The following is a 23,793-nucleotide window of genomic DNA, read 5'->3' on the forward strand; positions in this document are numbered from 1 at the left end:
TTTAAGGTGAGCCAAATCGAAACGAGAAACGGATTTTCGCGCTCAGAAGTGCTGACCCTAGCCGCCAAAGCAGAAGTGCATTCCAATCACCCGGTCGCGCAGTCGATTCGCGAAGCTTACGGGCAGGCGATCGCCGAAAGTGACGTGACAGACTACGAAGAAATTGCAGGGCACGGCATTCGAGCGAGAGTCGGCGATCGAACGGTTCTGGCGGGAAACGATCGCCTGATGCACCGCGAGAAGATTGCTCACGACACCTGTGATGTGGGCGGCACGATCGTTTATCTCGCCGTCGATGGCCGCTACGCCGGATACATTCTGATTGCCGATGAAATCAAAGATGACGCGATTCAAGCCGTCCGCGACCTCAAAGCCCTTGGTGTTGAAAACACCGTGATGCTCACCGGAGATAACAAAGCGGTGGCTCAACGAGTGGCAGAAAACTTGGGCTTGAGTTCCTTTATGGCGGAACTGTTGCCAGAAGATAAGGTCAACGCGATCGAAACGCTCTTGAGTCGGGCAGGCAAAAGCAAAATTGCCTTTGTCGGCGATGGCATCAACGACGCGCCCGTGATCGCCAGAGCCGATGTTGGGATGGCGATGGGCGGACTGGGATCAGATGCCGCGATCGAAACCGCAGACGTGGTGATCATGACCGATGCCCCGTCCAAGGTGGCGGAGGCGATTCAAATTGCTCGCAAAACGCGCCGGATCGTGGTGCAAAACATCGTCCTGGCAATGGGCATCAAGGCCATCTTCATTGCGCTAGGGGCGATCGGGCTGGCAACGCTGTGGGAAGCCGTCTTTGCCGATGTCGGTGTCGCGCTCCTCGCCATCTTCAACGCCTCGCGAGTTCTCAAATAGTCGTTTATTTCACACAAAACCTTCTCATGCCACGTCAACGATCTACCCCTTGGATTCAACGCTGGTCACGCCTGCTGATTGCGGGACTGGCCTCGATCGGAGCCGCCGTCACTGCCTACTTGACCTACACCAAATTCACGGGCAACGAAGCGGCTTGCCCGACGAGCGGCTGCGACATTGTGCTGTCGAGTCCGTATGCAACCGTATTTGGTCAACCGCTGGCGCTGTTTGGACTGCTGGCATATCTCAGCATGGTTGCGTTTGCGATCGCGCCACTGCTGATCAACAAGAAATCCGACCTGCAAGCCAAGGTTGAAAACACAACCGGACTGCTGCTATTTCTGGGTAGCACCGCCATGATGGTGTTTAGCGGCTACTTGCTGTATCTGCTGGCATTTGAGATTAAAACCGTTTGCGTTTACTGCATTGCATCAGCCTTTTTGTCGTTGAGCTTGTTCATCCTGTCGCTGATTGGGCGAGACTGGCAAGATAGTGGACAACTGTTCTTCAGCGGCGCGATCGTCGGCGTGATTGTGCTAGTCGGCACACTGGGCGTTTATGCCAATGTGAATAATCCAGCGATCGCCGAGTCTTCCGCTGAGCAGGCACCTGGCTACAACATCACGACGCGATCGGGTGCGGCAGAAATTAATCTGGCAAAGCACCTCCAGTCGATCGGAGCGGAATTTTATGGAGCTTACTGGTGTCCACACTGTCACGATCAAAAGCAGCTTTTTGGTCAAGAAGCCGCGCAGTTCATTCCCTACGTTGAATGTGCCCAAGACGCCCCCAACACCGAAATGTCTCGCTGCCAAGCGGCGAACGTTCAAAGCTTTCCCACCTGGGTAATCAACGGTCAAACCGTTACGGGAACTCAATCGCTGGACGAGCTTGCCCAACTCTCCGGATATCAGGGCAACAAGAACTTTCGCAACTCGCTAGAAACAGTGCCGCAGTAAAGCTCAATTCCAAGACTGTCAGTTTTCAAGGTGTGAGAATCAAGCAAACAGCGTAAATCATCGCTGGTGCGATCGACTCTTACACCCTGAAAATGGTTCTGCGCGATCGAGTCCGAATGGCAGAAGCGATCGCAGCATTATCTGCAAGGATCATCAAGGCAATGGCAACTTGCAATCGATGCTGACCCCGAATCAAAAGCAGTACGGGACGGAAAGTTTGTTGGACTTGCCCTTGACGAAAGTAATCAATCAGACTTGAGCGACAATCGCAGTGAAGCCTGAGTCGCTCAACTCAAACAAAAGCTTAATGCTTGATCCAGTACTATAAAGGCTTGACCGATTCAGGGCTGCGACGTGGCACTCCCATTAACTTTGATTGAATCGACTTCACCACGATGTACAAGATGGGAACAACAAATAAGCTCAGAAACGTTGCCACGAACATGCCGCCAAATACTGCTGTACCGAGCGATCGACGGCTGGCGGCTCCGGCTCCAGTCGCGACTAATAAGGGATAGCTTCCAAGCAGCGTAGCGATAGCGGTCATCAAAATTGGGCGCAGTCGTTCTTGAGCCGCTTCCACAACTGCTTGAACTAAAGAGCGTCCTTGCGATCGCAGTTGATTGGCAAATTCCACAATTAGAATCGAGTTCTTACTTGCAAGTCCGATTAGCATCACTAGCCCAACTTGACAGTACACATCGTTATACAACCCCCTCAAAGCTTGAGCCGACAACGCACCGAGAACCGCAAGTGGCACAGACAGCATGATAATTAAAGGGTCAATAAAGTTGTTGTACTGCGCTGCCAGTACAAGGAACACAAAGAAAATTCCTAAACTGAAAATAATCGGTGCTTGTCCTCCCGATTCGAGTTCTTCCAGCGAAATCCCTGACCATTCAAATCCCGTATCAGGCGGAAGAACTTCAGCCGCTAGTTTCTGCATGGCTTGAATGGCTTGTCCAGAACTGAATCCCGGTGCGGCTGCTCCGTTGATCTCAATCGATCGATGCAAATTGTAGTGGTTAATCGTCTGCGCTCCGGTGGTAGGAACAAGCGTGACTAAAGTTTTGAGTGGGATCATTTCACCTCGTCGCGATCGCACGTACAATTGCTCGATACTTTCTGGAGTAGAGCGGAACTGCTGATCGGCTTGAACATAAACCCGATAGGTGCGACCAAAGGCATTAAAATCATTCACGTAGCGAGAGCCGATATAAGTTTGTAAGGTGCTGAAGATTTCATCGACCGACACTTGTAATGCTTCCGCTTTGGCTCGATCGACTTCTAGCAAAAGCTGCGGCGCGTTGGCAGTATAGGTACTGAATACCGCTTGTAGTCCAGGCGTTTGATTTGCTTTCTGAACCAACTGAGTTTTGATCTGATCGAGCTTTTGAAGATCGGTTGTGGTGCGATCGCTGCGATCTTGCAGTTGAAACACGAACCCGCCAACACTGCCCAAACTTGGAATTGTAGGTGGATTAACTGCTAGAACTGGAGCTTGAGGAATTGACATCAATCCTGCTCTGACGCGATTGAGAATCCCGGAAACGCTTTGATCTGGGTTTTGTCGCTCATCCCAGGATTTGAGCGGCGCAAACATAAACCCACGATTGGGAGCATTCCCGCTAAATCCTACGCCTCCAACTGCAAAAGTAGCTCGAACTTCTGGAACCTTGAGAAGCTGCTGTTCTGCCTGATCCACAATTTGCTTTGTATAGTTCAAAGACGTTCCATCGGCTCCTTGAATCAGATTGATAAAGTAGCCTTGATCCTCTTCGGGCAGAAATGCCTGGGGCAGTGATAGATAGAGCCAAGCCGTAACACCTAGAGAAGCGATAAAAATCACCATGACGATCGCTCTAATGCGCGTCAGTTTTGCTAATACCTGAGCATATCCTCGGCGCGACCAATCTAGAAAGCCATCGAATCGAGCTGCAAGCCATCCTAACCAACCGCTCGGTCTGGGTTGTCGGCGCAGCAAAAGAGCCGAGAGTGCGGGCGTTAACGTCAAAGCGTTGATGGTTGAAATCGTGACAGAAAATGCGATCGTCAATGCAAACTGCTTGTACAGTTGTCCTGTCACACCTGGGAAAAAGCCGACTGGAACAAAGACCGCCATCAAAACCAGCGAAGTCGCAATTACTGCTCCAAATAATTCGCGCATTGCCTCGATCGTGGCTTGAAACGGACTCAGATTTTTCTCTTGAATCAATCGAGTTACATCTTCGACGATGACGATCGCATCATCCACCACCATCCCAGTCGCAAGCGTTAATCCAAAGAGCGTCAAACTATTGAGCGAGAAGTTAAAGGATTTGACAAAGATAAATGTTCCAATCAACGAAACTGGAATCACGATCGCTGTAACAATTGTGGTTCTCCAGTCTTGCAGGAACACGAAAATTACCATCACAACCAGAATAATTGCCTCGAATAAGCTCCTGACTACTTCCTGAAAAGATGCCTCGATGAATAGAGAAGAATCATACGGAATATCAAAAGTCAGTCCAGGTGGAAAGTTTTCAGACAGTCGCTCCATTTCTGCTTTAACTGCTTTTGCAATGTTTAAAGCATTACTGCCTGGAATCTGGATCACCTGATATCCGACAGAAACACGACCCCGATAGCTGGCAAATGAACTGTAGTTTTCGGCTCCAAGTTCAACGCGCCCGACATCTTTGAGTCTGACTAATGTGCCATCTGATTCTGCCTTTAGTACAATCTCTTTAAATTCGGTTGGCTCTTTCAACCGACCGCTTGTTTGCAAGTCGATTTGATATAGTTGCTCATCTGAAACAGGCGGCTGTCCAATGCTCCCAATCCCAAGCTGCACGTTTTGCTGATTCAAGGCATTAATCACATCTTGAGCTGTCAGATTACGGCTGGCAAGCCGATTGGTATCGAGCCAAACCCGCATTGCGTAACGGCGTTCACCAAAGGTTAGAATATTACCCACGCCCTGAATTCGTCGCAGAGCATCTAGGACATAAAGATCGGCGTAGTTGCTAATAAAAGTGTCACTGTAGCGATCGTCCTCGCTGTACAGCGCCATTGCGAGAACGATCGCGGTTGATTGTTTTGAGACAATAACTCCAGTTTGTTGAACTACTTGCGGCAGTTGGGCTTGAACTTGCAGCACTCGATTTTGAACATCCGATGCCGCCACATCAATGTTATAACCCTGCTGAAACGTGACGACGATCGTACTCGTCCCATCATTGCTGCTTGTTGAAGCCATGTATCTCATCCCTTCAACGCCGTTAATTTGACGCTCTAGAATGGTTGTTACCGTGTCCTCAACGACTTGAGCATTTGCACCCGTATATCTTGCCGTTACCGTAATCTGAGCGGGGCTGATATCCGGATATTGTTCGACAGGTAGAGTGGGCAGGCTCACGAGTCCGACAACGACCATCACTAAAGCGGTGACGATCGCGAAAACAGGTCGCTTGATGAAAAAATCAACAAACATACAGCTTATTTGAGTGAAGTGGATAATTCAAGATTCAGGCGCGATCGGCATTCCATCTCTGAGCGCCAGCACACCGGACACAATGACTCTTTCTCCTGCACGTAAACCGTCGAGAACTTGATAATTATTGCCTTCGATCGCGCCTAATTTCACAAGTCGCTGCCGCGCCACAAAACCAGACTGAGCAGGCTCAACCACAAAGACAAACGCCTCTCCGCCTAATCGTGTAATCGCTGTTGCGGGAACAACGACACCCGGACGCTGACTCTGAATGATTCTTGCTCGAACAAATTGTTCAGTTCTCAATTGCCCATCAGGATTATCAATCAACGTTTTCACTAAAATCGACTGAGTTGTCCCTGTTGCATTCGGAGCAATGAAGAACACGCGACTCGTTCCCAAGCCCTGTCCGCGATTGTCTACTATCTCAACTGAATCTCCAATATTCACTTGAGAAACCTGCTCGGCTGGAATTGAAAAATTGACTTCTAGGGCAGTATTGTCAACAACCGTCACGATCTGAGTCGAAGAATCAACTAGATCGCCAACTTTTGCTGGAATATCCCCCACTGTTCCTTGAAAGGGCGCTGTGATTTGAAAGAACTGAAGCTGAACTTGCTGCTCTTGAGTGCGCGATCGCGCTTCTTGCACTCCTCTCTCTGCCTGAATGACAGTCGCCTGCTGTGCTTGAATTTGTTCTTCAACCGCGCCAAGACTTGCTCTCGCCACTTCCAAGCGATTGGCATATTGATCGCGGGTCTGCTGCGAAATTGCTCCTGCTTGTGCCAATTGAGCATAACGACTGTAGTCTTGTTGAGCTAGATTCACATCAGCCAGCTTCGATCGACGTTCTGCTTCGAGCGCTCGCAAGTTTGCCCTCGCAGTTGCCACCTCAGCCTGAGCCGATTCAGTCACTGCGCTGTTACTGTTTACGACTGCTTGTTGTTGAGCAGAATCAACTTGAGCGAGAACTGTCCCGGCTGCGACTTGCGTTCCTGGGGTGACGAGAATGCGAGTGACTCGTCCTTGAATTTGGGGACGCAGGGTGACAGAGCGGCGCGATCGCAAATTGGCAATCAACTCCGATCGCTCTTGCAGAATGCGCGATTGCAAGGTCAGAGTTTTGACAGGCATTGCAGGCGGCGGGGCAGTGACTGGAACTGGCTCACGCCTTGCCAGAACTTGCCAAACTCCTAAACCTCCGCCGCCAAGCAGCAATAACCCAAGCAACCACCACACACGAGAGCGACGAGGACTAGATGCCCTTTCAGAAGGCGAATTTTGGGCTGAAAAATTAGATGAATCCATGACCTGATTGTTTTAGAAATAGCTTGCTTCTGAAAAGCGATCGCGCTCATGAGATTGACAGGTGACTCAAATTCAATGTGATAAGTGGTAGCTGAATTTGCGATCAATGAATCTCAATCCTCTAACTCATCGTGCTTGATTTCTCTCGCTTTCTTGCACCTGGACAACAGCAGACGGAAGTGTTTCTAAGGCTTTCATTGGCTGAATATTTGCCTCTGACAATGAAGAAAAGGTCAACATTCCACCCATTACCGCCATGATCAAATTTTCAGTAAAGCTCACGACACCCAATGGCGCTTTGGAATTGCCGCCCACACAAGCACAGTTCAATGCCAACTTGTCAATATAAACGGCTTTGAACACTGAGATCGTTCCACTGACACCGACAACCAATGATCCAATCCCAGTTGCTAGCGGTGCAATACCAGAAAGAAACCCAAGCCCGATCAATAACTCAGCAAACGGGTAGATCTTTCCGTAGGGCTTCAAGCGCTTGGTCACAAGGTCATACTTCTCGAAGCTCTCAGCAAACGCATTCAAATCCATGAGCTTGAGAGATGCCAGCATTGAAAGCGAAAATCCCATAAACCCAGAGATTCCGAGCGATGTCGCCAATGCCATGAGTCCAGCCGTCGAGAAGACTGCGGCAACTGGCGTGTAAGAGTATTCGGCTTTTTCAGCTTCGACTTTTAGCCGTTCAGCAAGATCGGTATAGCCTCCGATTCGATCTGTACCAAAGAAAATTTGAGGTGTGGTTGCAACGCCATGTTTTGCCTTAAATTGATCAACTTCTTCGCGCGATCGCAGTTTCACATCATCGAATTCGATCCCTTGCTCTTGAAGTAGCTTGATCGCTCGAAGTCCCCAAGGACACTCATGCTCAGGCATCGACATCCGATAAACCGTGACATTCTTCGTATTTGTTTCTGCCATTTTGTTGTTCAGCGTCGTCATGATAAACCTCTCGAAAGTAGTTAGGAAGTAGTATTGGAAGCTTCGGAGAATGATTTCAGATTCTGATTTTGCTAGTTCAGACAGCGCTTTCAAGCAGCGCTCACTTGCAGAAATAAGATTATTTTCTCAACTGCTTATTACTGTAGAATATCCGGTCAACTGGAGAGTCAAGCAGTTTTTCAAAGAATTTTGAAAAAGTAGCGTCTACCTTTTTAGGTAGTGTTTTAGAGGCGTGAAGATGCAATCATATCGCTCGTCTAAACCCATAATGGTTGATAAACAATCTAATTACAGCATCGTGCACCTCCTCAGTCTTTAAAAAACAAATCTGTTTTTCTTGCTAGTCGCTTGACTCGCGTTCTCAAGGTTAAACGCTTGCGTTCAATCCGTTGGGTGTTTGCTTTTTCGATCGTATGCTGCTGCTCATTTAGCAACCGCTGATAAGCTCACCATTTATCGGTGTAAGACGGTTGAATCAAAAATGGGACTAATAGTTGATAAACGCGATCGTCACTCAGCAAAGTCGCTCACCTGATCGTGGCCGACCACATGGAACACTGCTTCGTCGAGGCGGCTGAAAGCGGCAATTTTGAGGGCGAACTGACAAATCTTCGAGCGGCGATCGATCTGCTGCTCTAGTGGGACGATCGCCCGATTAGGCTTCAACTTGAATCGTGCCGCGAAACATATTCATGCCGCAGGTAAACTCATAGCTTCCCGGTTGATTGGGCGTAAATTCCACTGTCGTTACTTCATTGAGCGGCAATGCCTGAGCGATGCGAAACTCCGGCAGGCGCACTTCTTCCAGGCAACTGCTGGGGTCATGCCGCAAAAAGTTCAGCCGCACAGGTTGCCCTGCTTTGACCACAATCCGACTGGGTTCATAGCCGCCATCAACGGCGATCGCCACATCTTGAATTCCATTTCGTGCTGCCGCCTTTTGCGACTTTGGCTTACTGAGCAAAAACCACCAAAGCTCTAAGCCCATCAGCCCCAAGCCCCCCAGCGTCACGGCAACCTTATTGCTCAACGGCTGGTCGATGCGGCGAAACTGCGCTGATTCCGTTGCCTCGGAGGGCATTGTGTGATCTGCGGGCATCTCGCCCGCGATCGCGCCTGAAATTGCGCCAAGCAGGAATCCAAGTCCTACTAATGTGCCGAAAAAGATCGATCGCTTCATTGTTTTTTCTCCTTCCGTTTGCAGTAATTAAGCAATCGTTTTGGGCTGAAAATTTCGCAGGCGCAGCGCATTCGTGACAACCGACACGGAGCTAAACGCCATCGCTGCCCCAGCAATAATCGGATTGAGCAACCAGCCGAAAATGGGAAATAAAATGCCCGCCGCGATCGGAATGCCCGCTACGTTATAGATAAAGGCAAAGAAGAGGTTTTGGCGAATATTTCGCATCGTGGCGCGAGACAGTTGAATCGCGGTAACAATGCCCTGTAAGTCTCCTGAAATCAAGGTGATGTCGCTGGCTGCGATCGCCACGTCGGTTCCAGTTCCGATCGCAATGCCCACATCCGCCTGTGCCAAAGCTGGAGCATCGTTGATGCCATCTCCCACCATTGCGACTAGTTTACGTTCCGATTGAAGCTGTTCAATTTGAGCGATCTTCTGATCAGGGCGAACTTCCGCAATCACTCGTTTGATTCCAGCTTCCCGCGCAATCACTTCTGCGGTGCGGCGATTATCTCCGGTGAGCATGACCACTTCCAGTCCTAACCGCTGCAATGCACGAACGGCACTCGCAGAAGAAGGCTTTAACGCATCCGCAATTCCCATAATTGCTTTAGTTTTGCGATCGATCGCAATCCAAATTACGGTTTTTCCAAGGTACTCCAACTTGTCTCGCTGGGATTGTAAAACTTGAGTTTCAATTCCTAACTCGTTCAGCCAGCGCTGTGTGCCGATTTGTACCAATTGGTTGCCCACATACCCTTGAACCCCGCTGCCTGCGATCGCTTCAAACTCTTTAGCTTCTGTTATTTCAACCTGCTGTGATTGGGCATACTGCACGACCGCTTCGGCTAAAGGATGTTCAGAATTGCGCTCGATCGAGGCTGCAAGTTTCAAAAGTTTGAGTTCGGTTGCGCTGCCATCAACGGTGACAAAATCGGTGACGGTCGGCTTGCCTTGTGTCAGAGTTCCAGTTTTATCGAGGACGATCGTTTGTAGTTTTTGCGCCAGTTCTAAACTGTCTGCACCTTTGATTAAAATGCCGTTTTCTGCACCTTTTCCTGTGCCGACCATGATTGAAGTTGGTGTGGCTAAACCGAGGGCGCAAGGACAGGCAATGATCAGCACTTCAACCGTTGTAATGAGCGCCAAGGTGACATTTCCCATCAGGTTGTACCAGATGATGAAGGTGGCGATCGCAATCGCAATTACAGCGGGCACAAACCAGCCTGTGACGCGATCGGCTAAACGCTGAATCGGGGCTTTCGAGCCTTGCGCCTGCTGCACGAGTTTGACAATTTGCGCCAAGAAGGTGTCTTTGCCAATGCGGGTGGCGCGGAATTTGAAGCTACCTGTTTTGTTGATCGTGGCTCCAATTACTTCATCGCCCGCTTGCTTTTTGACGGGCAAACTTTCACCTGTGACCATTGCCTCATCGATCGAGGAAGTTCCATCGATAATCACCCCATCAACCGGAATTTTTTCACCGGGACGGACGAGAACGATGTCATCGAGTTGAACTTGGGCGATCGGCACTTCCAGTTCTTTTCCGTTACGAACAATTCGCGCCGTTTTCGCCTGCAAGCCCATCAGCTTCCGCATCGCTTCGGAGGTTTGTCCTTTCGCTCGATTTTCAAAGAGACGACCTAATAGAATTAGCGTAATCACGACGGCTGCGACTTCGTAGTAAACGTAAGGTGTTAGTCCTTGCGAAGTCAAAAACTGAGGGAACAGTGTAACGAACAGCGAGTAGAAATAGGCAGCACTTGTTCCTAAAGCAATCAGCGTATCCATCGTGGCAGTGTGTCGCTTTAAGGCTTTCCAACTGTTGATGTAGAAAGACTCGCCAGACCAAAATTGCACGGGAGCCGTCAAGACCGCTTGCAGCCAAAAGTTGTGCATCCACATGGGAATCCAGGGAAGATGCAGGCCAGTCATCATCGGCAGTGAACCAATGACCAAAAAGGTGCTGATAATCCCGCCGACCCACACTTTACGCTGAAGTTGGCGCGATTCGAGTTGGCGCGATCGCCGCTCAGCATCATCTTCACCATTCAACAAATCTTGCTCTTGAATCGGTTGCGCCGAGTAGCCTGCTTCATTTATCGCCTCCTGAATTGTTTCGATATCGGTTTGCTTTGGGTCATAGCTGACGCTCGCTTGTTCTGCCCCAAAATTGACGTTGCATTCGCTTACGCCCGCTGTCGATCGAATCGCCTCTTCAATGCTGCTGGCACAGGCTGCACAACTCATGCCGCGCAGCTTCAACGTTGTATTTTCCATTGCTACCCTCAAGTTTTTCAAAACACCCAGATGAAGCCGTTACTTCTACAGGGCAAACTCCGACTTCAATTGAGCAACCCAGGTTTTAATGCGCTCATCAGTCAAGTCTGATTGATTGTCTTCGTCGAGCGCTAAACCAACAAACTGACCGTCACGTACCGCTTTTGATTCCTCGAACTCGTAGCCTTCGATCGGCCAGTAACCCAGAGTTACACCGCCCAATTCCGAAATCTTTTCTTCTAAAATGCCCATTGCATCTTGAAAAGAATTGGGATAGCCAGACTGATCGCCCACACCGAAATACGCGACCTTCTTACCAGTAAAATCAATCTCGTCTAGCTGCTCGAAAAAGTCTTCCCAGTCGCTTTGCAGTTCACCGACGTTCCAGGTCGGACAGCCGATGATGATGAAACTGTAGTTTGCAAAATCGCTCAGTTCGGCTTGCGAAATATCAATTAATGTGACAACTTCTTCGCCGCCAAACTGCTTCTGAATTTCTTCGGCTTCTGTTTGAGTGTTGCCTGTTTGTGTTCCATAGAACAAACCGATTTTAGACATGGATGCCTCCTGATTGCAGAAGTATTAAATGAGTTCAAAATTTGTGAAAAGAGGAAGCTTGAGCCATCTACTAGTAGAAGCAGACGGCTCAGATGAGGATGGCGAAAACAAGCTAGGCAGCAGGATAACCGACAGCGGCGATCGCGGCTTCAATTTCATCCTGCGATGCTCGCGTTTCGATGTTGACTACTTTGGTCTTTGGGTCAGCTTCGATCGCAGCATTTGAATCAACCGATTTGATTGCAGTGGTGACGGTGTTGACGCAGGCTGGGCAAGCTAAATTTGGAACGTTGAGTTGTACAGTCATGGCGGTGATGCCTTTGAGGAATGAATTGAATGAAACGCAATCGTTTTTCTTTGCGTTTTTGCTTGTCTAACCCTACTTTAGATTCTCTAGCTCACTGGAGAGTCAAGCGATTTTTTCAAAAACATTTCGATCGAAAGATTGCAGCAAGTTAAGCGTTAAAAGCACTTCCTCTAGAAGAGACAGTGCCAGAAGAATACAATGCTTAACTTGCTGTCGATCGCAACTGCTATAGCGATCTAGTAATGGTCAATGATTGGACAGATGGTTTCTTTAAAGCTTTCAGGTTCGGTTTCTTGCATCGCTAACAAACCTTCGAGTTCACCCTTCAGTAAGAGTAGCTGTTGAATTTGATGATCAACTTCTGACAGTCGTTCTGTGAGCTTCACTTTGACATCTTCACAGGGGGAACTGCCGCGATCGTGAACCTCTAATAGTTCCTTGATTTCCAATAAGCTTAATCCTAATCGCTGAGCGCGTTTGATGAAGCTTAAGCGCACCAGCACATCGGAATCAAAGATCCGAAAGCCGCCTTCTGTCCGTCCCAAGATGTTAAGTAAACCAAGCTCCTCGTAATAGCGAACCGTTTTGATCGGTAGACCGCTTTCTTTTGCTACTGAGCCAATCAGTTTTGGTGCATCCTGAGCTAACATCGATCGCTCCTGCCTTGACTTTTAATCTACATCCATTGTGGAACCTCCAGTCGAATGGAGAGTCAAGCGGCGATCGACATTTCTTGCTTACGGTAGAAAAGCGATCGCCCCTTCACTAACCGCATGAATCGCTTAAGCGGCCATTGCCGTAGTCATCTGGCGGCAGGATTCGGCACAGCGACGGCAAGATTGAGCGCAGCGGCGGCAGTGCTCGTGGTCGTGCTTTTCGCACTCGGCAGCACAGCGATCGCACGCCTCGGCACACACACTGCACAGTTGAGCATGAAGATCAGAATTTCGCGCCATGAAGCGAGCGCAGATGTCGCAGGTATCTGCACAGTCGCGACACAGCTTAATGCACTGCGCCATCATCTGCACCATGTCGCTGTCCAAGCAGGCGGACTGACAGTTTTCACAATCGCGCAGACAATCGAGACAGTTTTGGATGCAGGTTTCTAGCAATGATTGGTGATCTTGAGCAACGGTCATTATTATTTTCCCTTCTGATGATTGAACATTAAGCAATCGAATTGGCTCGATGCCACTCAAGTTAGAAGGTTGTTTAGGCGATCGCGTCTAGCCAATGGCGGAACCAAACTGTGATGTAAATTCCATCATTTGAAACAGATTCATTTCACTGTAATTTCATTTTTTTGTGATTTGAATTGGTTTCCGGGTGGTAAGGAATCCGTGAAGGATCACGTTCTCTCGATCGCCTCTTAACTTAGCTCTAGTCCAGATCGGAAGATGTAATGGAGTTTGCATTGACACCGAATAGCAGAGCTACACGGCTGCCATCAGCAGTAATCAGAGTATTACTACCCTGCTGCTGCAATACCAGGTTGTTGAATCTCAGACCACCAGAAAAACCCAATTCATCCACTCCATCTTGAAAATCACGGATGATGTCATTGCCTCTCGGTTGCAGAACGAACGTATCGCGATCTGCACCTCCGATCAGCATGTCACGACCAGCACCACCGACCAAATCATCTTGACCCCTACCACCTCGCAGAATATCGTTGCCATTGCCACCAAAGAGGTCATCCTCACCATCGCCACCGACCAAAATATCGTTTCCTGCCCCTCCAAATAGGTCATCACCTCCACCCAGCCCAATGAGGCGATCGCGTCCTCTTCCTCCGATCAGGTCGTCTGAGCCGTTGGTGCCACGAATCTCATTGATGCCATTGGTGATTACAGGAGTACCACCGTTATTGTCAGGAGTTCCACCATTACCAGTAGAAGTGCCTCCCAAGGTGATAGACAAAGCATCAAATTCTCCGGCATCAAATTCGCCAGAAACAGTCAATTGTTCACCCACTGACACAAAGTTTGGGGTCGCATCGCCATAGAGATCATAGGAATCAACTGCGAAGGCGCGATCGCCCGTGTTCAGGGAAAAGCCGTCTTCCCACACGCGCTCTACGGTTCCAGATAGCGAGAGGCGGTTCTGTGCCCGATCGCGACCTTCATATGAATAGGACACTGTGGCGGTCGGATTAATTACTGAATCATTCATTGCTTTAGTGGATGCGAATGGTGTTTGAGTGAGTGTGAATAGTTCTTTCATTGCTTCTAGCTGCAACTCATTGTGAGAGGGCTGTCAGGGTTTGAAATAAGCGATAGCCGTCTGGACATTCCTGTTAGCAACACTGTGGAGCTACCACTCATCTATCTCAGATTGGCTGTAGCGGCAAACCGCCGCACCATTAGGATTGGTGATAGAAAAGGCATCAAATTCGCCTCCCTCAAATTCGCCTGTGATGGTCAGTCGATCGCCGACACTGATATGTCTTGCTGTAAAGTCACCGCACAAATCCCAGGAATCAACCGAGAGGGTGCGACCGCCTGTGTTTAAAGAAAAGCCGTCTTCCCACACGCGCTGCACTGTTCCCGTGAAGGAGCCGCTTTGCTGTGCCTGTCCGCTGGGTGCCACGCCCACGACAGCCAAACCACTCAGCATTACCAACGCTGCTGTAAACAATTTCATTGAGATAATCCTCCATTTTCTGTGTCTCTGGCTGAGAATGAAACAACATTCACGACAGCATTACGTCAAAGGCAATGCGTTAGAATTAACCGTTCCATCCGTCGTTCAGCCTGTATCGGTGAACTGAATTTAGTCTAGAAGTCGGTTGGTAAGAGAACGGTAGGAAAATAGTAAGAAAGCTCTTACGATCTCATTGAGGGCGCTTCGCGCTGCCTCTATTTTTCCGTTTTGGCGAATCTAACAATGGCTATATTGTGGAAAGGTGACTGTAAAGGTAGTGCCTTGTCCAGGCTGGCTTTGAACTGCGAGCGTTCCGTGATGGCGGTGGACAATCTCCTGAGCGATCGCCAGCCCCAAACCTGTACCACCGATTGCGCGGGAACGTGACTTTTCTACACGGTAAAATCGCTCAAATAGATGAGGCAAATGCTCTGGCGAGATGCCTATTCCAGTGTCACTTACTCTTACTTGAATGCAGTGCCCCTGAACCGCTGCCGTCAAACTAACCTGACCTTGAGCGGAAGTATGTTTGACCGCATTATCTAGCAGATTCAGAAACAGACGAATCAGATGATCGGGGCTACCTTGAATTTGAAGATCGGGCGCAATATGTGTTAAAAACTGAAGCTGCTGAAGATCTGCTAGTGGTTGGATCTGCTCAGCGATCGCGGCTAGTAAGTCACTTAGATCAACGAGTTCTAAACACACGTCCTGATGCTGTTGCTCAAGCCGAGAGAGGAGTAGGAGATCACTGCTGAGACGAATCAATCGATCGATTTCCTGCTCGATCGCTTGCAGCGTTTCCTCATAGATATCTGCGGTACGCGGTTGGCTGAGTGTCGTCTGCAATCGTCCCTTTAGGGCAGTCAGGGGCGTTCGTAGTTCATGGGACGCATCAGCCGTAAATCGCTTTTCATGCTCAAATGTTGCCTGCAACGAATTCAGCATTTCATCAAATATCGTTGCCAGTCGTTTCAATTCATCGTCAGTAGTGCCCTGATAGTGAATGCGCTGAGTTAGATCGCCGCTGACCCTAACCTTTTCTGCCATTCGAGTGATTTGATCGATCGGTTTAAGGGCGCGGTTTGCCAAAAACAACCCTCCTAAACCCACCATGCTAAGAATCAGAGGAAGTTTCAGCAGGTGTTGATTTAATAGGTTTTGTAAGGTGATATCAACGGGTTGAAGGGAACGAGCTACTTTTAGCCATCCGGCTGGCCTATCATTGCGCGGTAGAATTTCCTGAGTATAAATTCGCCATCGCCCATTCTCAGTCACAAGTGTCTCAAACCCAGAGTGCAAATTTTGCTGAGTCGATAATGTGAGTGAATCGCCAAAATGCTCTTTCACTAAGCCATCTTGTCCCAGCAAATAAATTTCGACTCCCGCAGCGTTCAACAGTGAGGCTAGCACTGGAGATTCCTGGCGAGGGTCAAACATCAAGGCATCAACCTCATCGTCAAGATTCTTTAATGCTTGAATAGCAGTCACTTCCAGCGCATTGTCAATCTGATCGAATAATGTTTGACGAAACTCAAGATACATGAAGCCGTCTGACACCAGCATGAAAAGCCCAGTCAGTACGCTGTACCAAGCAACTAGGCGTAACCGCAAATTTTGCCAGGGTTTCCGATACTTCATCACTGCTTAAGTGGGCATCGAAGTTTCAAAATTAGCACTAATCCGATAACCTACACCTCGCACCGTTTGAATCAGCGAGGAAGATTCGTTTCGATCGATTTTGCGTCGGAGATAGCCAATATACACATCAATTACTTTAAAGTCTCCGTAGAAATCAAAGCTCCAGACATGTTGTGCAATTTGAGTCCGACTGAGAACCTGGTTAGGATGGCGCATCAAGTATTCTAACAGGGAGAACTCGCGGGGGCTGAGTTCGATGGGGCGATCGCCTCGTTTCACCATGCGCTGAACTGTATCCATCTCCAGATTTCCCACCTGTAGCAAAACATCAGTTTGTAGGGGAGGACGCCGCAACAGTGCCCGCAGCCGAGCGAGCAGTTCTGTGAAATCAAATGGCTTCACCAGGTAATCATCGGCTCCTGCATCCAAACCCAACACCCGATCCTGCACAGTGTCTCGTGCAGTCAGCAGCAGCACTGGAGTTTGCAATCCTCGTTGGCGCAGATCTTTCAATACGCTCAGACCATCCAATTCGGGGAGCAGAACATCTAGCACAATGACATCGTAATCAGCGGCGATCGCATAGCTAACTCCTTCACGACCATTGGAGGCAACATCTACGGCGTACCCTGCTTCACTCAAACCTTGATGAATAAATTTGGAAATACTTGCATCATCTTCTACAACTAATACGCGCATACTGGGCTAACTTGTCTCTCCGATTGATCCATATTCACAGTTTCGCAAGAAGACTGTGCCGATTAAAGAAGCATTAGTTGGTACAATCTTCCACCAACTGAAGCTTAAGTTCATAACTAAGAGCAGATTTATATTATTTAGTTCCTTCCAGTGGTTAAAGCATATTTCTGTAATTTGAGTTTGTTAGATCGAACGCAGGTATTTTTCATCCTGATTTCATGATTGAATGGCACGCTGGAGGATGAGCGATCGCAACCCCACCCGATGAGAGTGCTATTAGTCGAAGATGAACCGGATTTAGGAGCCGCGATCGAGCGCGTCCTCAACCGCGAGAAATATATTGTGGACTGGGTGCAAACCGGAGGTGAGGCGTGGGACTGTCTCGAATCGCACTGGACGCAATATACTGTGGCAATCTTTGACTGGCTGCTGCCCGGACTGTCTGGGTTAGAACTATGTCAACGGTTGCGATCGCGACACAACCCGCTACCTGTGCTGATGCTGACGGCACGAGATCGAATGGAAGACAAAGTAGCCGGACTCGATGCTGGAGCCGATGATTATCTCGTCAAGCCGTTTGGGATGGCCGAATTGCTGGCAAGGTTGCGGGCACTCCAGCGGCGATCGCCCCAGCTTCAGCAGCCACAGCTTCAAGTGGGCAACTTAGTGTTAGATTATGCGACTTCCAGCGTGGCGGTTCACTTGCCGAATGGGGCATTGCAAACCATTTCGCTAACGGCAAAAGAATTCCAGCTTTTAGAGTATTTCATGCAGCATCCGCAGCAGATTATCAGCCGCGATCGCGTCATGAATCAGCTTTGGGAACTCAAGGCCGAACCGATGAGCAATGTCGTCGCCGCTCAAATGCGATTGCTGCGGCGTAAACTGGCGGAACAAGGGTGTGACGGCTTGATCGAAACGGTGTACGGCTTAGGCTATCGGCTAAATTTGCCCCATGCATAAACATCAGCTTTTCAACCGAATGCGCTGGCGACTGACGGCTGCGTATGCCGGAATCATGGGCGTGATTTTGAGTTTGTCAGGACTGGCAGTTTATGAAGTGATGGATCGCGTCCATTGGCGCGGACTGCATCAAGAATTACAGCTTGTGGCCGGAACGCTGCACGACGGTCTCGAACCCAAACTGACCCAGCCCGGACAGATTGGAGCCAACGTAGAGCAAACGCTGCCAGGACTCTGCCGCACAGGTCGGTGCTGCGTTGAACCTGCGGGCGATCGCCATCTGCTCGGCGTGGTGCAGCAAGCGGGCTACTATGTGCGCTTCATCGACCTGTCCGGAAAATTGGTGGCGACGCTGGGCTGCCAGTCAGACTTGCCGATCGAAACACAAACGCTGTGGCAAACGCTGCAAACTCCGCAGGGCGATCGCTATCACCAAATTTCGCTGCTGCTCAAAAATAGTACGGGTCAGCCCTGGGGCTATATGCAAGTCGGGCAATCGCTTCGAGAGTTTGACGGCCACCTCGATTCGCTGCGCCAGATCATTTTGCTCGGACTCCCTCCAGCACTGCTGCTGATTACTTTAGCAAGTTGGTGGCTAGCAGGCCGAGCGATACGACCTGTGTATCAGTCCTATCAGCAGATTCACCAGTTCACCGCTGACGCCGCACATGAACTCCGAACGCCTCTAGCCGCGATGCGAGCCACGCTAGAGTCGGTGCTGGAAATGCCGCAGTTGCCCGAAACAGAATCGCGCCCAGTTCTGCACACGATCGATCGCCAAACCAACCGCCTGTCGCAACTGGTGCAAGACTTACTGCTGCTATCGCGCATGGATCTTCAACGCAGTCCAATCGTTCAGCAAAAATGCGGTTTGAACGATCTGGTTAACGATGTGGTCGAAGAGTTTGCAGCCTTAGCGATCGCCGCCGACGTTCTTCTAATTGCTGAGGCTCGATTGCCTGTTCTTTCCGTTGCTGGCAGCGAAGAGCAGCTTTATCGTCTGCTGGCGAACTTGGTGACGAATGCAATTCAATACACGCCGCCCGGTGGCAAGGTGAAGCTGTCGCTGACGCAAATTGACCACGAGGCCGTGATTCAAGTGCAAGATACGGGTATTGGCATCGCTGCCGCTGAACAGTCGCGGATTTTCGATCGCTTCTACCGCGTCAACAGCGATCGATCCCGGCAAACAGGTGGAGCGGGGTTAGGCTTGGCAATTGCTCAGGCGATCGCGCAAGCTCATCAGGGCAAGATTCAAGTGCAAAGCGATGTGGGCAAGGGCAGCGTTTTCAGCGTTTGCTTACCGTTGAGAGCCGTGCAAGAAATGGGGAAACGCTTGTGAGATGCGATGGAAGCGCGATCGCTGCCTAAGTTGCAAGAAACAAGGGGCGATCGGTGCGGGTGATTTCTCTTGTCAAACGGATTGAAGCTTGGCGTTGAGCTTAAGTTTGAAACAGGCTGTAGAGCAGCAGTCCCAGCACCAGCAGCGTGATGATGACATAAGTGCGATCGCCCTGTCGCCAGAATCCATAGGCCGAAAATGCCACCCGCACGATCGGCGTGGCAATCAGTACCAGCAGCCCAAGCTGAATCAAGCTTCTGCGCCGTTGCAGCGTCACGGCATTCTCGACGATCGCGCTCAGCACCCGAAACTCTGCTGGCTCGCCGCGAAAGACGTGATAGCTCGGTGCTTCGCCGCCGTGCCGCAGCAGATACAGGACACCGCCGATCGCCACTAGGACGGCAGACAGGCTCACCCCCGCTCGCAGCAGATTACCTAAAAGCTGCTCAAATTGCGCTTCAGAAAATCGCCGTTTGCCCGCCATCTCAAATTCTCCCGGTGAACCCGTTGAAGATCATCTGCACCGCAAGCAGCGCAATCACGCCACTAAACACCTGCCGCAGCCAGCCTACCTGCGATCGCACCAGCACTCGCGCTCCCCAAAGTGACCCTGCCAGCACACCGAGCATCACGGGCATCGACAGGCCAGGATCGATATATCCGCGATTGAGATACAGGCCAGCACCCGCAGCGGCAGTCACGCCGATCATGAAATTGCTGGTCGTGGTCGAAACCTTGAACGGCAACTGCATCGCCTGATCCATTGCCAGCACCTTAACTGCACCAGAGCCAATGCCCAACAATCCTGACAGCGCCCCGGCCACCAGCATCAAACCAAAGCCGAGCGGAACACGCTGAACCCTGTAGGCTTGCACTCCCTCAGCGGTCGGGTAGCACCCGTTGAGGTTGAGGCGATCGGCAAGGGGATCGGGTGAACTGCTGGTGGGGCGATCGCGCTTGGGACGAATTGATAAGTAGGCCGAGTACAGCAGCACCACGCCAAAGATGACGGCGATCAGCGAGGTTGAAACCATCGTGGCGATAGCGGCTCCAAACAACGCGCCGATCGTGGTCGCCACTTCGAGGAACATACCAATGCGAATGTTGGTGAAGCCTTCTTTGACATAGGCCGCTGCCGCTCCAGATGAAGTGGCAATCACGGATACGAGCGACGCGCCGATCGCATAGCGGATGTCTACGTCGAATAGCAGTGTCAGTACAGGGACGAGGATAGTGCCGCCGCCCAGTCCGGTCAGTGCGCCCAAGAAGCCCGCCAAGCCTGAACTGGCTCCGACAAGCAGCGTCAATTCCAGAACGTTCACAGCAAGAATACTCCGATCGATCGCCCATCATCACGATAGCGGAGAGCTGGGGTCGTGCCAGGTTGTCAGCAATACACCAGTATTCTGCCAACAACTTAACTATTGATGGAACTCCATTGCAACGGCGGCTTTGTTAACTCGGACAGTATCAATTGTTTGAGCGGCAATGTGAGGCTAATGGCTCGATCGATCGCGCTTCTTCGACCTTTCATTTAGCTTGAACACCATCTTTCCAAGTTCTTGACATTTGTTCTTTATGGTAGCGCTGCAACCTTAAATCAAGGAATTCTATTTCGTGAGTCAAACAGCCACGCTAAGCAAACTGCCTGAAATTACCTTGTACTTTTGGATCATGAAGATCTGTGCAACCACCCTGGGAGAAACAGCAGGCGATCTTTTCTCAATGACTCTCAATATCGGTTATGCAGTCAGCTCTATTATTTTGATTAGCCTGTTTTTCGTTTCTCTGGTGTCTCAGCTTGCCTCAAAGAACTACAATCCGCTGCTGTATTGGACAGTCATTTTGACCACCAGCACGGCAGGCACAACCATGTCAGACTTCATCGATCGCACACTCGGTCTAGGCTATGCCAAAGGGTCTTTCATTCTGCTCACCCTTCTGCTGGCTATTTTGGCATTTTGGCGTTTCAAGATTGGTTCTTTGTCGGTTAACAACGTCAAATCGTTAAAAGTTGAACTGGTTTACTGGAGCGCAATTCTAGTGTCCAACACGCTAGGCACGGCGCTCGGTGACTTCCTAGCAGATGATTCTGGCCTTGGTTTTGCAGGAGGAGCGCTGCTAATTTCTACTTTGATTGGATTGGTGATCGCAGCCACGTTCTACACCTCCATTTCCAGGGTACTACTATTTTGGGTAGCATTTGTTTTGACTCGTCCGCTCGGTGCGACAGTCGGCGATTTGCTAACCAAAACGCATGAAAAGGGTGGTTTTGGATTTGGCACGATCGGCTCGTCTCTCGTTTTAGCAACCATTCTGGTATTCTTTGTGCTGCTTACCACTCGAAAGCGGCCAGTGGTTCGCTCCTAACTTCAATCTTTACTAAGTAAAACATTGTCGTAATGGCCTTCGGCTAGCTGTCTTGGTCGAAGGCAATATTGTTAGCAAAAGGCTTTCAATCTGATTGCGATCGCAACCAGCTTGCTGCAAGCACATCAAACAAACTGCAAATCCTAACTAGAGCTAACAGCATTCAATCTTTGTCACTTTTCAACCTACTCTTTCATCAAATTAAATACAATGAGGTGGCATTGCTGCTTTTGTCCGCTATTGCCTGATTGAGCTTTTGTGACACAGAAAAGACCGATAACGCGATGAGAATTTTGCTAGTGGAAGATGACGATCGCATTGCTGAATCTTTATCAGAGGCACTGAGCGATCAGCATTACGTGGTGGACATGGCTTTCGATGGGCAAGCAGGCCGTGATTTTGTTGAAGCGGTTTCCTACGATCTGATCATTCTCGACTTGATGCTACCCAAAATCGATGGGGTGATGCTTTGTCAACAGCTCCGGCGATCGGGCTACACAATGCCTGTTTTAATGTTGACGGCAAGAGATACCAGCAGCGACAAGGTACTCGGACTGGACGCTGGAGCCGATGACTATGTTGTTAAACCTTTTGAACTGAAGGAATTGCTCGCCCGTGTGCGTGCCCTGCTGCGGCGCGGAAATGCAGCCTCGCCACCGATTTTGGCGTGGGAAAAGCTCACGCTTGATCCGGCAACTTGTCAAGTACACTACGCCACTCAACGACTACACCTGACACCAAAAGAATATGGTCTACTGGAATTGTTGCTACGCAGCAGCGGGCGTGTTCTCAGCCGTGACGAAATTTTAGATCACCTCTGGTCGTTTGAAAATCCGCCAGGGCAGGAAACGGTGAAAGTGCATGTGCGCGGGCTGCGCCAAAAGCTTAAGGCAGCGGGAGCCGCTGATGACTTTGTGGAAACGGTTTACGGGCTGGGGTATCGGCTCAACTCAACGCTCTAGGGGATTGACGAGACGGCGATCGCCCTTTGAGCCGCCACAGCCCGCCTCGCCGCAATTTCGATCGCTGGCATGGCAGTTGCTGCTGTCGTATCTGGGCGCAATGACAGCAATCTTGTCAATTTCGACGATCGCTGTGTATCAATTTGTCGCCCACAGTCTTTACCAGCAGCTTGATCAGCAGCTCGTCGTTCTAGCAGACGCAGCGGCTCACAGCCTGCCCGCAATCGCATCAGGTCAACTGCAAACGCAACTGCCGCGATCGATCGACAACGATGGCGATCTCGATTTGCCTTGGCAGGAGTTGCGTGAGGATCATCAAAGTGTCGAGTGGTTTAATTCTCAGCGTCGGCTTTTGGGGCGGGCAGGTCGATACTTCCCTTCTCACGCTCCCGGTACAAGCTTTCAAACCTGGCAGCAAGATCAAGTCCGAACGCTGACAATTCCAGTTTATGTGGAGAACTCGCAGCAAGTGCTGCAAGGCTATGTGCGGGTGAGTGAGTCGATCGAAGACGAGGCCGCACAGCTAAAGCGACTGCTCATGGGTATGGCTTGGGGTGGACTGATTGCCGCACTACTGGTGGGCGTGAGTGGCTGGTGGCTGACGCGGCGATCGCTCCGACCGATCGAGCAGAACGTTCGGCAGCTTCAGCAGTTTACGGCTGATGCCTCACACGAGCTACGCAGTCCGCTGACTGCAATTAGAACGGCAGTGGAGGTGATGCAAAGCCACCCGGAGCGCGTTCATCCCGCCGATACAAAGAAAGTTGCAGCGATCGCCAGTGCCACCCAGCAGATGAGCCGTTTAGTCGAAGATTTGCTGCTGCTCGCTCGCACTGGTGCGGCGGCAGATGCCGCAAAGCTGCTCATTCCGCTTGATGAACTGCTCGAAGATCTGATAACGGCATTTCAGACGGAAGCCGCCGCTAAAGCGATCGCGCTCAACCTGAATTCACTGCCAGAAATTCAAATCCAAGGCGATGCCGCCCAGCTACGCCGAATCTTTGCGAACCTGCTTGAAAACGCTTTGCAGTATACGCCTGCGGGTGGCAGCATCACGGTGGCGATCGAGGCTGGCACAAGCGGGCAGGTGCGAATTCAAGTCATTGATACGGGGATTGGCATTGCGCCTGACCAGTTGCCGTTTGTATTCGATCGGTTTTGGCGAGCCGATCGGGTACATCCCACTTTTGCAGTGAGTAATAGTGCTTAGAGAGCAGGTTGAGAAGACTCGATTATGCTAGAGAGAACTCCTAAAATTGCTCAAGGATGCTGACGATGGATGCCG

Annotated in this window: 24 protein-coding genes; 8 read left to right on the plus strand and 16 right to left on the minus strand. The window is 50.2% G+C overall.

What is annotated here, in order from left to right:
• Both H6F67_RS26350 and H6F67_RS26355 read left to right on the plus strand, forming a co-directional pair.
• Positions 1–864, plus strand: an 864-nt coding sequence (locus H6F67_RS26350; protein WP_190769635.1) for an HAD-IC family P-type ATPase, incomplete at its 5' end; no start/stop codon positions are given.
• 26 nt (positions 865–890) lie between these two features.
• Positions 891–1,823 carry a vitamin K epoxide reductase family protein gene (locus tag H6F67_RS26355; RefSeq protein ID WP_190769636.1) on the plus strand — a complete coding sequence of 311 codons (933 nt, stop codon included), beginning with the start codon at positions 891–893 and terminating at the stop codon, positions 1,821–1,823.
• 322 nt (positions 1,824–2,145) lie between these two features.
• Here H6F67_RS26355 and H6F67_RS26360 read toward each other — a convergent pair whose 3' ends face one another.
• The 4 genes from H6F67_RS26360 to H6F67_RS28565 all read right to left on the minus strand — a co-directional run bounded on the left by H6F67_RS26360 (position 2,146) and on the right by H6F67_RS28565 (position 7,994).
• On the minus strand, positions 2,146–5,298 hold the full coding sequence (locus H6F67_RS26360; protein ID WP_190769637.1) for an efflux RND transporter permease subunit: 3,153 nt from the start codon (positions 5,296–5,298) through the stop codon (positions 2,146–2,148).
• A 27-nt stretch (positions 5,299–5,325) separates the two neighbouring features.
• Complete coding sequence (locus H6F67_RS26365) at positions 5,326–6,432, minus strand: efflux RND transporter periplasmic adaptor subunit (RefSeq protein WP_199304650.1); 1,107 nt, start codon at positions 6,430–6,432, stop codon at positions 5,326–5,328.
• A gap of 300 nt (positions 6,433–6,732) precedes the next feature.
• Entirely contained in the window at positions 6,733–7,560 is an 828-nt protein-coding gene (locus H6F67_RS26370) for a glutaredoxin (RefSeq protein WP_190769639.1), read from the minus strand.
• 308 nt (positions 7,561–7,868) lie between these two features.
• Complete coding sequence (locus H6F67_RS28565) at positions 7,869–7,994, minus strand: IS1 family transposase (RefSeq protein ID WP_190769640.1); 126 nt, start codon at positions 7,992–7,994, stop codon at positions 7,869–7,871.
• Between the two features lie 115 nt (positions 7,995–8,109).
• Between H6F67_RS28565 and H6F67_RS28570 the strand changes: the two genes are divergently transcribed.
• A complete protein-coding gene (locus H6F67_RS28570; protein ID WP_396799156.1) occupies positions 8,110–8,199 on the plus strand; it encodes a hypothetical protein in 90 nt (29 codons plus the stop codon).
• Between the two features lie 16 nt (positions 8,200–8,215).
• Here the strand turns inward: H6F67_RS28570 and H6F67_RS26385 are convergent, their stop codons facing one another.
• The 10 genes from H6F67_RS26385 to H6F67_RS26430 form a co-directional block, all read right to left on the minus strand.
• On the minus strand, positions 8,216–8,740 hold the full coding sequence (locus H6F67_RS26385) for a cupredoxin domain-containing protein (protein ID WP_190769642.1): 525 nt from the start codon (positions 8,738–8,740) through the stop codon (positions 8,216–8,218).
• A 27-nt stretch (positions 8,741–8,767) separates the two neighbouring features.
• Entirely contained in the window at positions 8,768–11,023 is a 2,256-nt protein-coding gene (locus H6F67_RS26390) for a heavy metal translocating P-type ATPase (RefSeq protein ID WP_190769643.1), read from the minus strand.
• Positions 11,024–11,068: 45 nt separating this feature from the next.
• Positions 11,069–11,581: a flavodoxin FldA gene (gene fldA, locus H6F67_RS26395; protein ID WP_190769644.1), complete on the minus strand. Its 513-nt coding sequence runs from the start codon at positions 11,579–11,581 to the stop codon at positions 11,069–11,071.
• A gap of 112 nt (positions 11,582–11,693) precedes the next feature.
• Entirely contained in the window at positions 11,694–11,888 is a 195-nt protein-coding gene (locus H6F67_RS26400; RefSeq protein WP_190769645.1) for a heavy-metal-associated domain-containing protein, read from the minus strand.
• Positions 11,889–12,124: 236 nt separating this feature from the next.
• Positions 12,125–12,538, minus strand: a complete 414-nt coding sequence (locus H6F67_RS26405; protein ID WP_190769646.1) for a heavy metal-responsive transcriptional regulator — start codon at positions 12,536–12,538, stop codon at positions 12,125–12,127.
• Between the two features lie 132 nt (positions 12,539–12,670).
• On the minus strand, positions 12,671–13,027 hold the full coding sequence (locus H6F67_RS26410) for a four-helix bundle copper-binding protein (protein WP_190769647.1): 357 nt from the start codon (positions 13,025–13,027) through the stop codon (positions 12,671–12,673).
• Between the two features lie 241 nt (positions 13,028–13,268).
• Positions 13,269–14,111: a calcium-binding protein gene (locus H6F67_RS26415; RefSeq protein ID WP_190769648.1), complete on the minus strand. Its 843-nt coding sequence runs from the start codon at positions 14,109–14,111 to the stop codon at positions 13,269–13,271.
• 90 nt (positions 14,112–14,201) lie between these two features.
• Complete coding sequence (locus tag H6F67_RS26420) at positions 14,202–14,531, minus strand: hypothetical protein (protein WP_190769649.1); 330 nt, start codon at positions 14,529–14,531, stop codon at positions 14,202–14,204.
• A 237-nt stretch (positions 14,532–14,768) separates the two neighbouring features.
• Positions 14,769–16,172 (minus strand): HAMP domain-containing sensor histidine kinase, encoded by a 1,404-nt coding sequence (locus tag H6F67_RS26425; protein ID WP_199304651.1) that lies wholly within the window; start codon positions 16,170–16,172, stop codon positions 14,769–14,771.
• Between the two features lie 6 nt (positions 16,173–16,178).
• The gene (locus H6F67_RS26430) at positions 16,179–16,871 is read right to left on the minus strand and encodes a response regulator transcription factor (RefSeq protein WP_190769651.1); all 693 of its coding nucleotides are present in this window, start codon (positions 16,869–16,871) and stop codon (positions 16,179–16,181) included.
• Between the two features lie 264 nt (positions 16,872–17,135).
• Here H6F67_RS26430 and rppA point away from each other — a divergent pair, with 264 nt between their 5' ends.
• Positions 17,136–17,834: a two-component system response regulator RppA gene (rppA, locus tag H6F67_RS26435; protein ID WP_190769652.1), complete on the plus strand. Its 699-nt coding sequence runs from the start codon at positions 17,136–17,138 to the stop codon at positions 17,832–17,834.
• On the plus strand, positions 17,827–19,176 hold the full coding sequence (gene rppB / locus H6F67_RS26440) for a two-component system sensor histidine kinase RppB (protein WP_190769653.1): 1,350 nt from the start codon (positions 17,827–17,829) through the stop codon (positions 19,174–19,176). Before rppA ends, rppB begins: the two co-directional genes overlap by 8 nt.
• A 100-nt stretch (positions 19,177–19,276) precedes the next feature.
• Here the strand turns inward: rppB and H6F67_RS26445 are convergent, their stop codons facing one another.
• Entirely contained in the window at positions 19,277–19,660 is a 384-nt protein-coding gene (locus H6F67_RS26445; protein WP_190769654.1) for a DUF1634 domain-containing protein, read from the minus strand.
• A 1-nt stretch (position 19,661) separates the two neighbouring features.
• Positions 19,662–20,498, minus strand: coding sequence for a TSUP family transporter (locus H6F67_RS26450; protein ID WP_190769655.1), 837 nt, complete (start codon positions 20,496–20,498; stop codon positions 19,662–19,664).
• Positions 20,499–20,850: 352 nt separating this feature from the next.
• Here H6F67_RS26450 and H6F67_RS26455 point away from each other — a divergent pair, with 352 nt between their 5' ends.
• The 3 genes from H6F67_RS26455 to H6F67_RS26465 all read left to right on the plus strand — a co-directional run bounded on the left by H6F67_RS26455 (position 20,851) and on the right by H6F67_RS26465 (position 23,718).
• The gene (locus H6F67_RS26455; RefSeq protein WP_190769656.1) at positions 20,851–21,546 is read left to right on the plus strand and encodes a hypothetical protein; all 696 of its coding nucleotides are present in this window, start codon (positions 20,851–20,853) and stop codon (positions 21,544–21,546) included.
• Between the two features lie 284 nt (positions 21,547–21,830).
• Complete coding sequence (locus H6F67_RS26460) at positions 21,831–22,508, plus strand: response regulator transcription factor (RefSeq protein ID WP_190769657.1); 678 nt, start codon at positions 21,831–21,833, stop codon at positions 22,506–22,508.
• Complete coding sequence (locus tag H6F67_RS26465) at positions 22,453–23,718, plus strand: cell wall metabolism sensor histidine kinase WalK (protein WP_242020814.1); 1,266 nt, start codon at positions 22,453–22,455, stop codon at positions 23,716–23,718. Before H6F67_RS26460 ends, H6F67_RS26465 begins: the two co-directional genes overlap by 56 nt.
• Positions 23,719–23,793 lie beyond the last annotated feature (75 nt).

This window comes from Microcoleus sp. FACHB-1515 (assembly GCF_014696105.1).
In the GTDB taxonomy this organism is placed as follows: Bacteria; Cyanobacteriota; Cyanobacteriia; order Elainellales; family Elainellaceae; genus JAAUTJ01.

Bases quoted from the DNA above. Each gene is read 5' to 3' on its own strand.
- H6F67_RS26355 (WP_190769636.1), top strand. From the start codon at position 891: ATGCCACGTCAACGATCTACCCCTTGGATTCAACGCTGGTCACGCCTG.
- H6F67_RS26360 (WP_190769637.1), bottom strand. From the start codon at position 5,298: ATGTTTGTTGATTTTTTCATCAAGCGACCTGTTTTCGCGATCGTCACC.
- H6F67_RS26365 (WP_199304650.1), bottom strand. From the start codon at position 6,432: ATGCCTGTCAAAACTCTGACCTTGCAATCGCGCATTCTGCAAGAGCGA.
- H6F67_RS26370 (WP_190769639.1), bottom strand. From the start codon at position 7,560: ATGACGACGCTGAACAACAAAATGGCAGAAACAAATACGAAGAATGTC.
- H6F67_RS28570 (WP_396799156.1), top strand. From the start codon at position 8,110: ATGGAACACTGCTTCGTCGAGGCGGCTGAAAGCGGCAATTTTGAGGGC.
- H6F67_RS26385 (WP_190769642.1), bottom strand. From the start codon at position 8,740: ATGAAGCGATCGATCTTTTTCGGCACATTAGTAGGACTTGGATTCCTG.
- H6F67_RS26390 (WP_190769643.1), bottom strand. From the start codon at position 11,023: ATGGAAAATACAACGTTGAAGCTGCGCGGCATGAGTTGTGCAGCCTGT.
- fldA (WP_190769644.1), bottom strand. From the start codon at position 11,581: ATGTCTAAAATCGGTTTGTTCTATGGAACACAAACAGGCAACACTCAA.
- H6F67_RS26400 (WP_190769645.1), bottom strand. From the start codon at position 11,888: ATGACTGTACAACTCAACGTTCCAAATTTAGCTTGCCCAGCCTGCGTC.
- H6F67_RS26405 (WP_190769646.1), bottom strand. From the start codon at position 12,538: ATGTTAGCTCAGGATGCACCAAAACTGATTGGCTCAGTAGCAAAAGAA.
- H6F67_RS26410 (WP_190769647.1), bottom strand. From the start codon at position 13,027: ATGACCGTTGCTCAAGATCACCAATCATTGCTAGAAACCTGCATCCAA.
- H6F67_RS26415 (WP_190769648.1), bottom strand. From the start codon at position 14,111: ATGAAAGAACTATTCACACTCACTCAAACACCATTCGCATCCACTAAA.
- H6F67_RS26420 (WP_190769649.1), bottom strand. From the start codon at position 14,531: ATGAAATTGTTTACAGCAGCGTTGGTAATGCTGAGTGGTTTGGCTGTC.
- H6F67_RS26425 (WP_199304651.1), bottom strand. From the start codon at position 16,172: ATGAAGTATCGGAAACCCTGGCAAAATTTGCGGTTACGCCTAGTTGCT.
- H6F67_RS26430 (WP_190769651.1), bottom strand. From the start codon at position 16,871: ATGCGCGTATTAGTTGTAGAAGATGATGCAAGTATTTCCAAATTTATT.
- rppA (WP_190769652.1), top strand. From the start codon at position 17,136: ATGAGAGTGCTATTAGTCGAAGATGAACCGGATTTAGGAGCCGCGATC.
- rppB (WP_190769653.1), top strand. From the start codon at position 17,827: ATGCATAAACATCAGCTTTTCAACCGAATGCGCTGGCGACTGACGGCT.
- H6F67_RS26445 (WP_190769654.1), bottom strand. From the start codon at position 19,660: ATGGCGGGCAAACGGCGATTTTCTGAAGCGCAATTTGAGCAGCTTTTA.
- H6F67_RS26455 (WP_190769656.1), top strand. From the start codon at position 20,851: ATGAAGATCTGTGCAACCACCCTGGGAGAAACAGCAGGCGATCTTTTC.
- H6F67_RS26460 (WP_190769657.1), top strand. From the start codon at position 21,831: ATGAGAATTTTGCTAGTGGAAGATGACGATCGCATTGCTGAATCTTTA.
- H6F67_RS26465 (WP_242020814.1), top strand. From the start codon at position 22,453: ATGACTTTGTGGAAACGGTTTACGGGCTGGGGTATCGGCTCAACTCAA.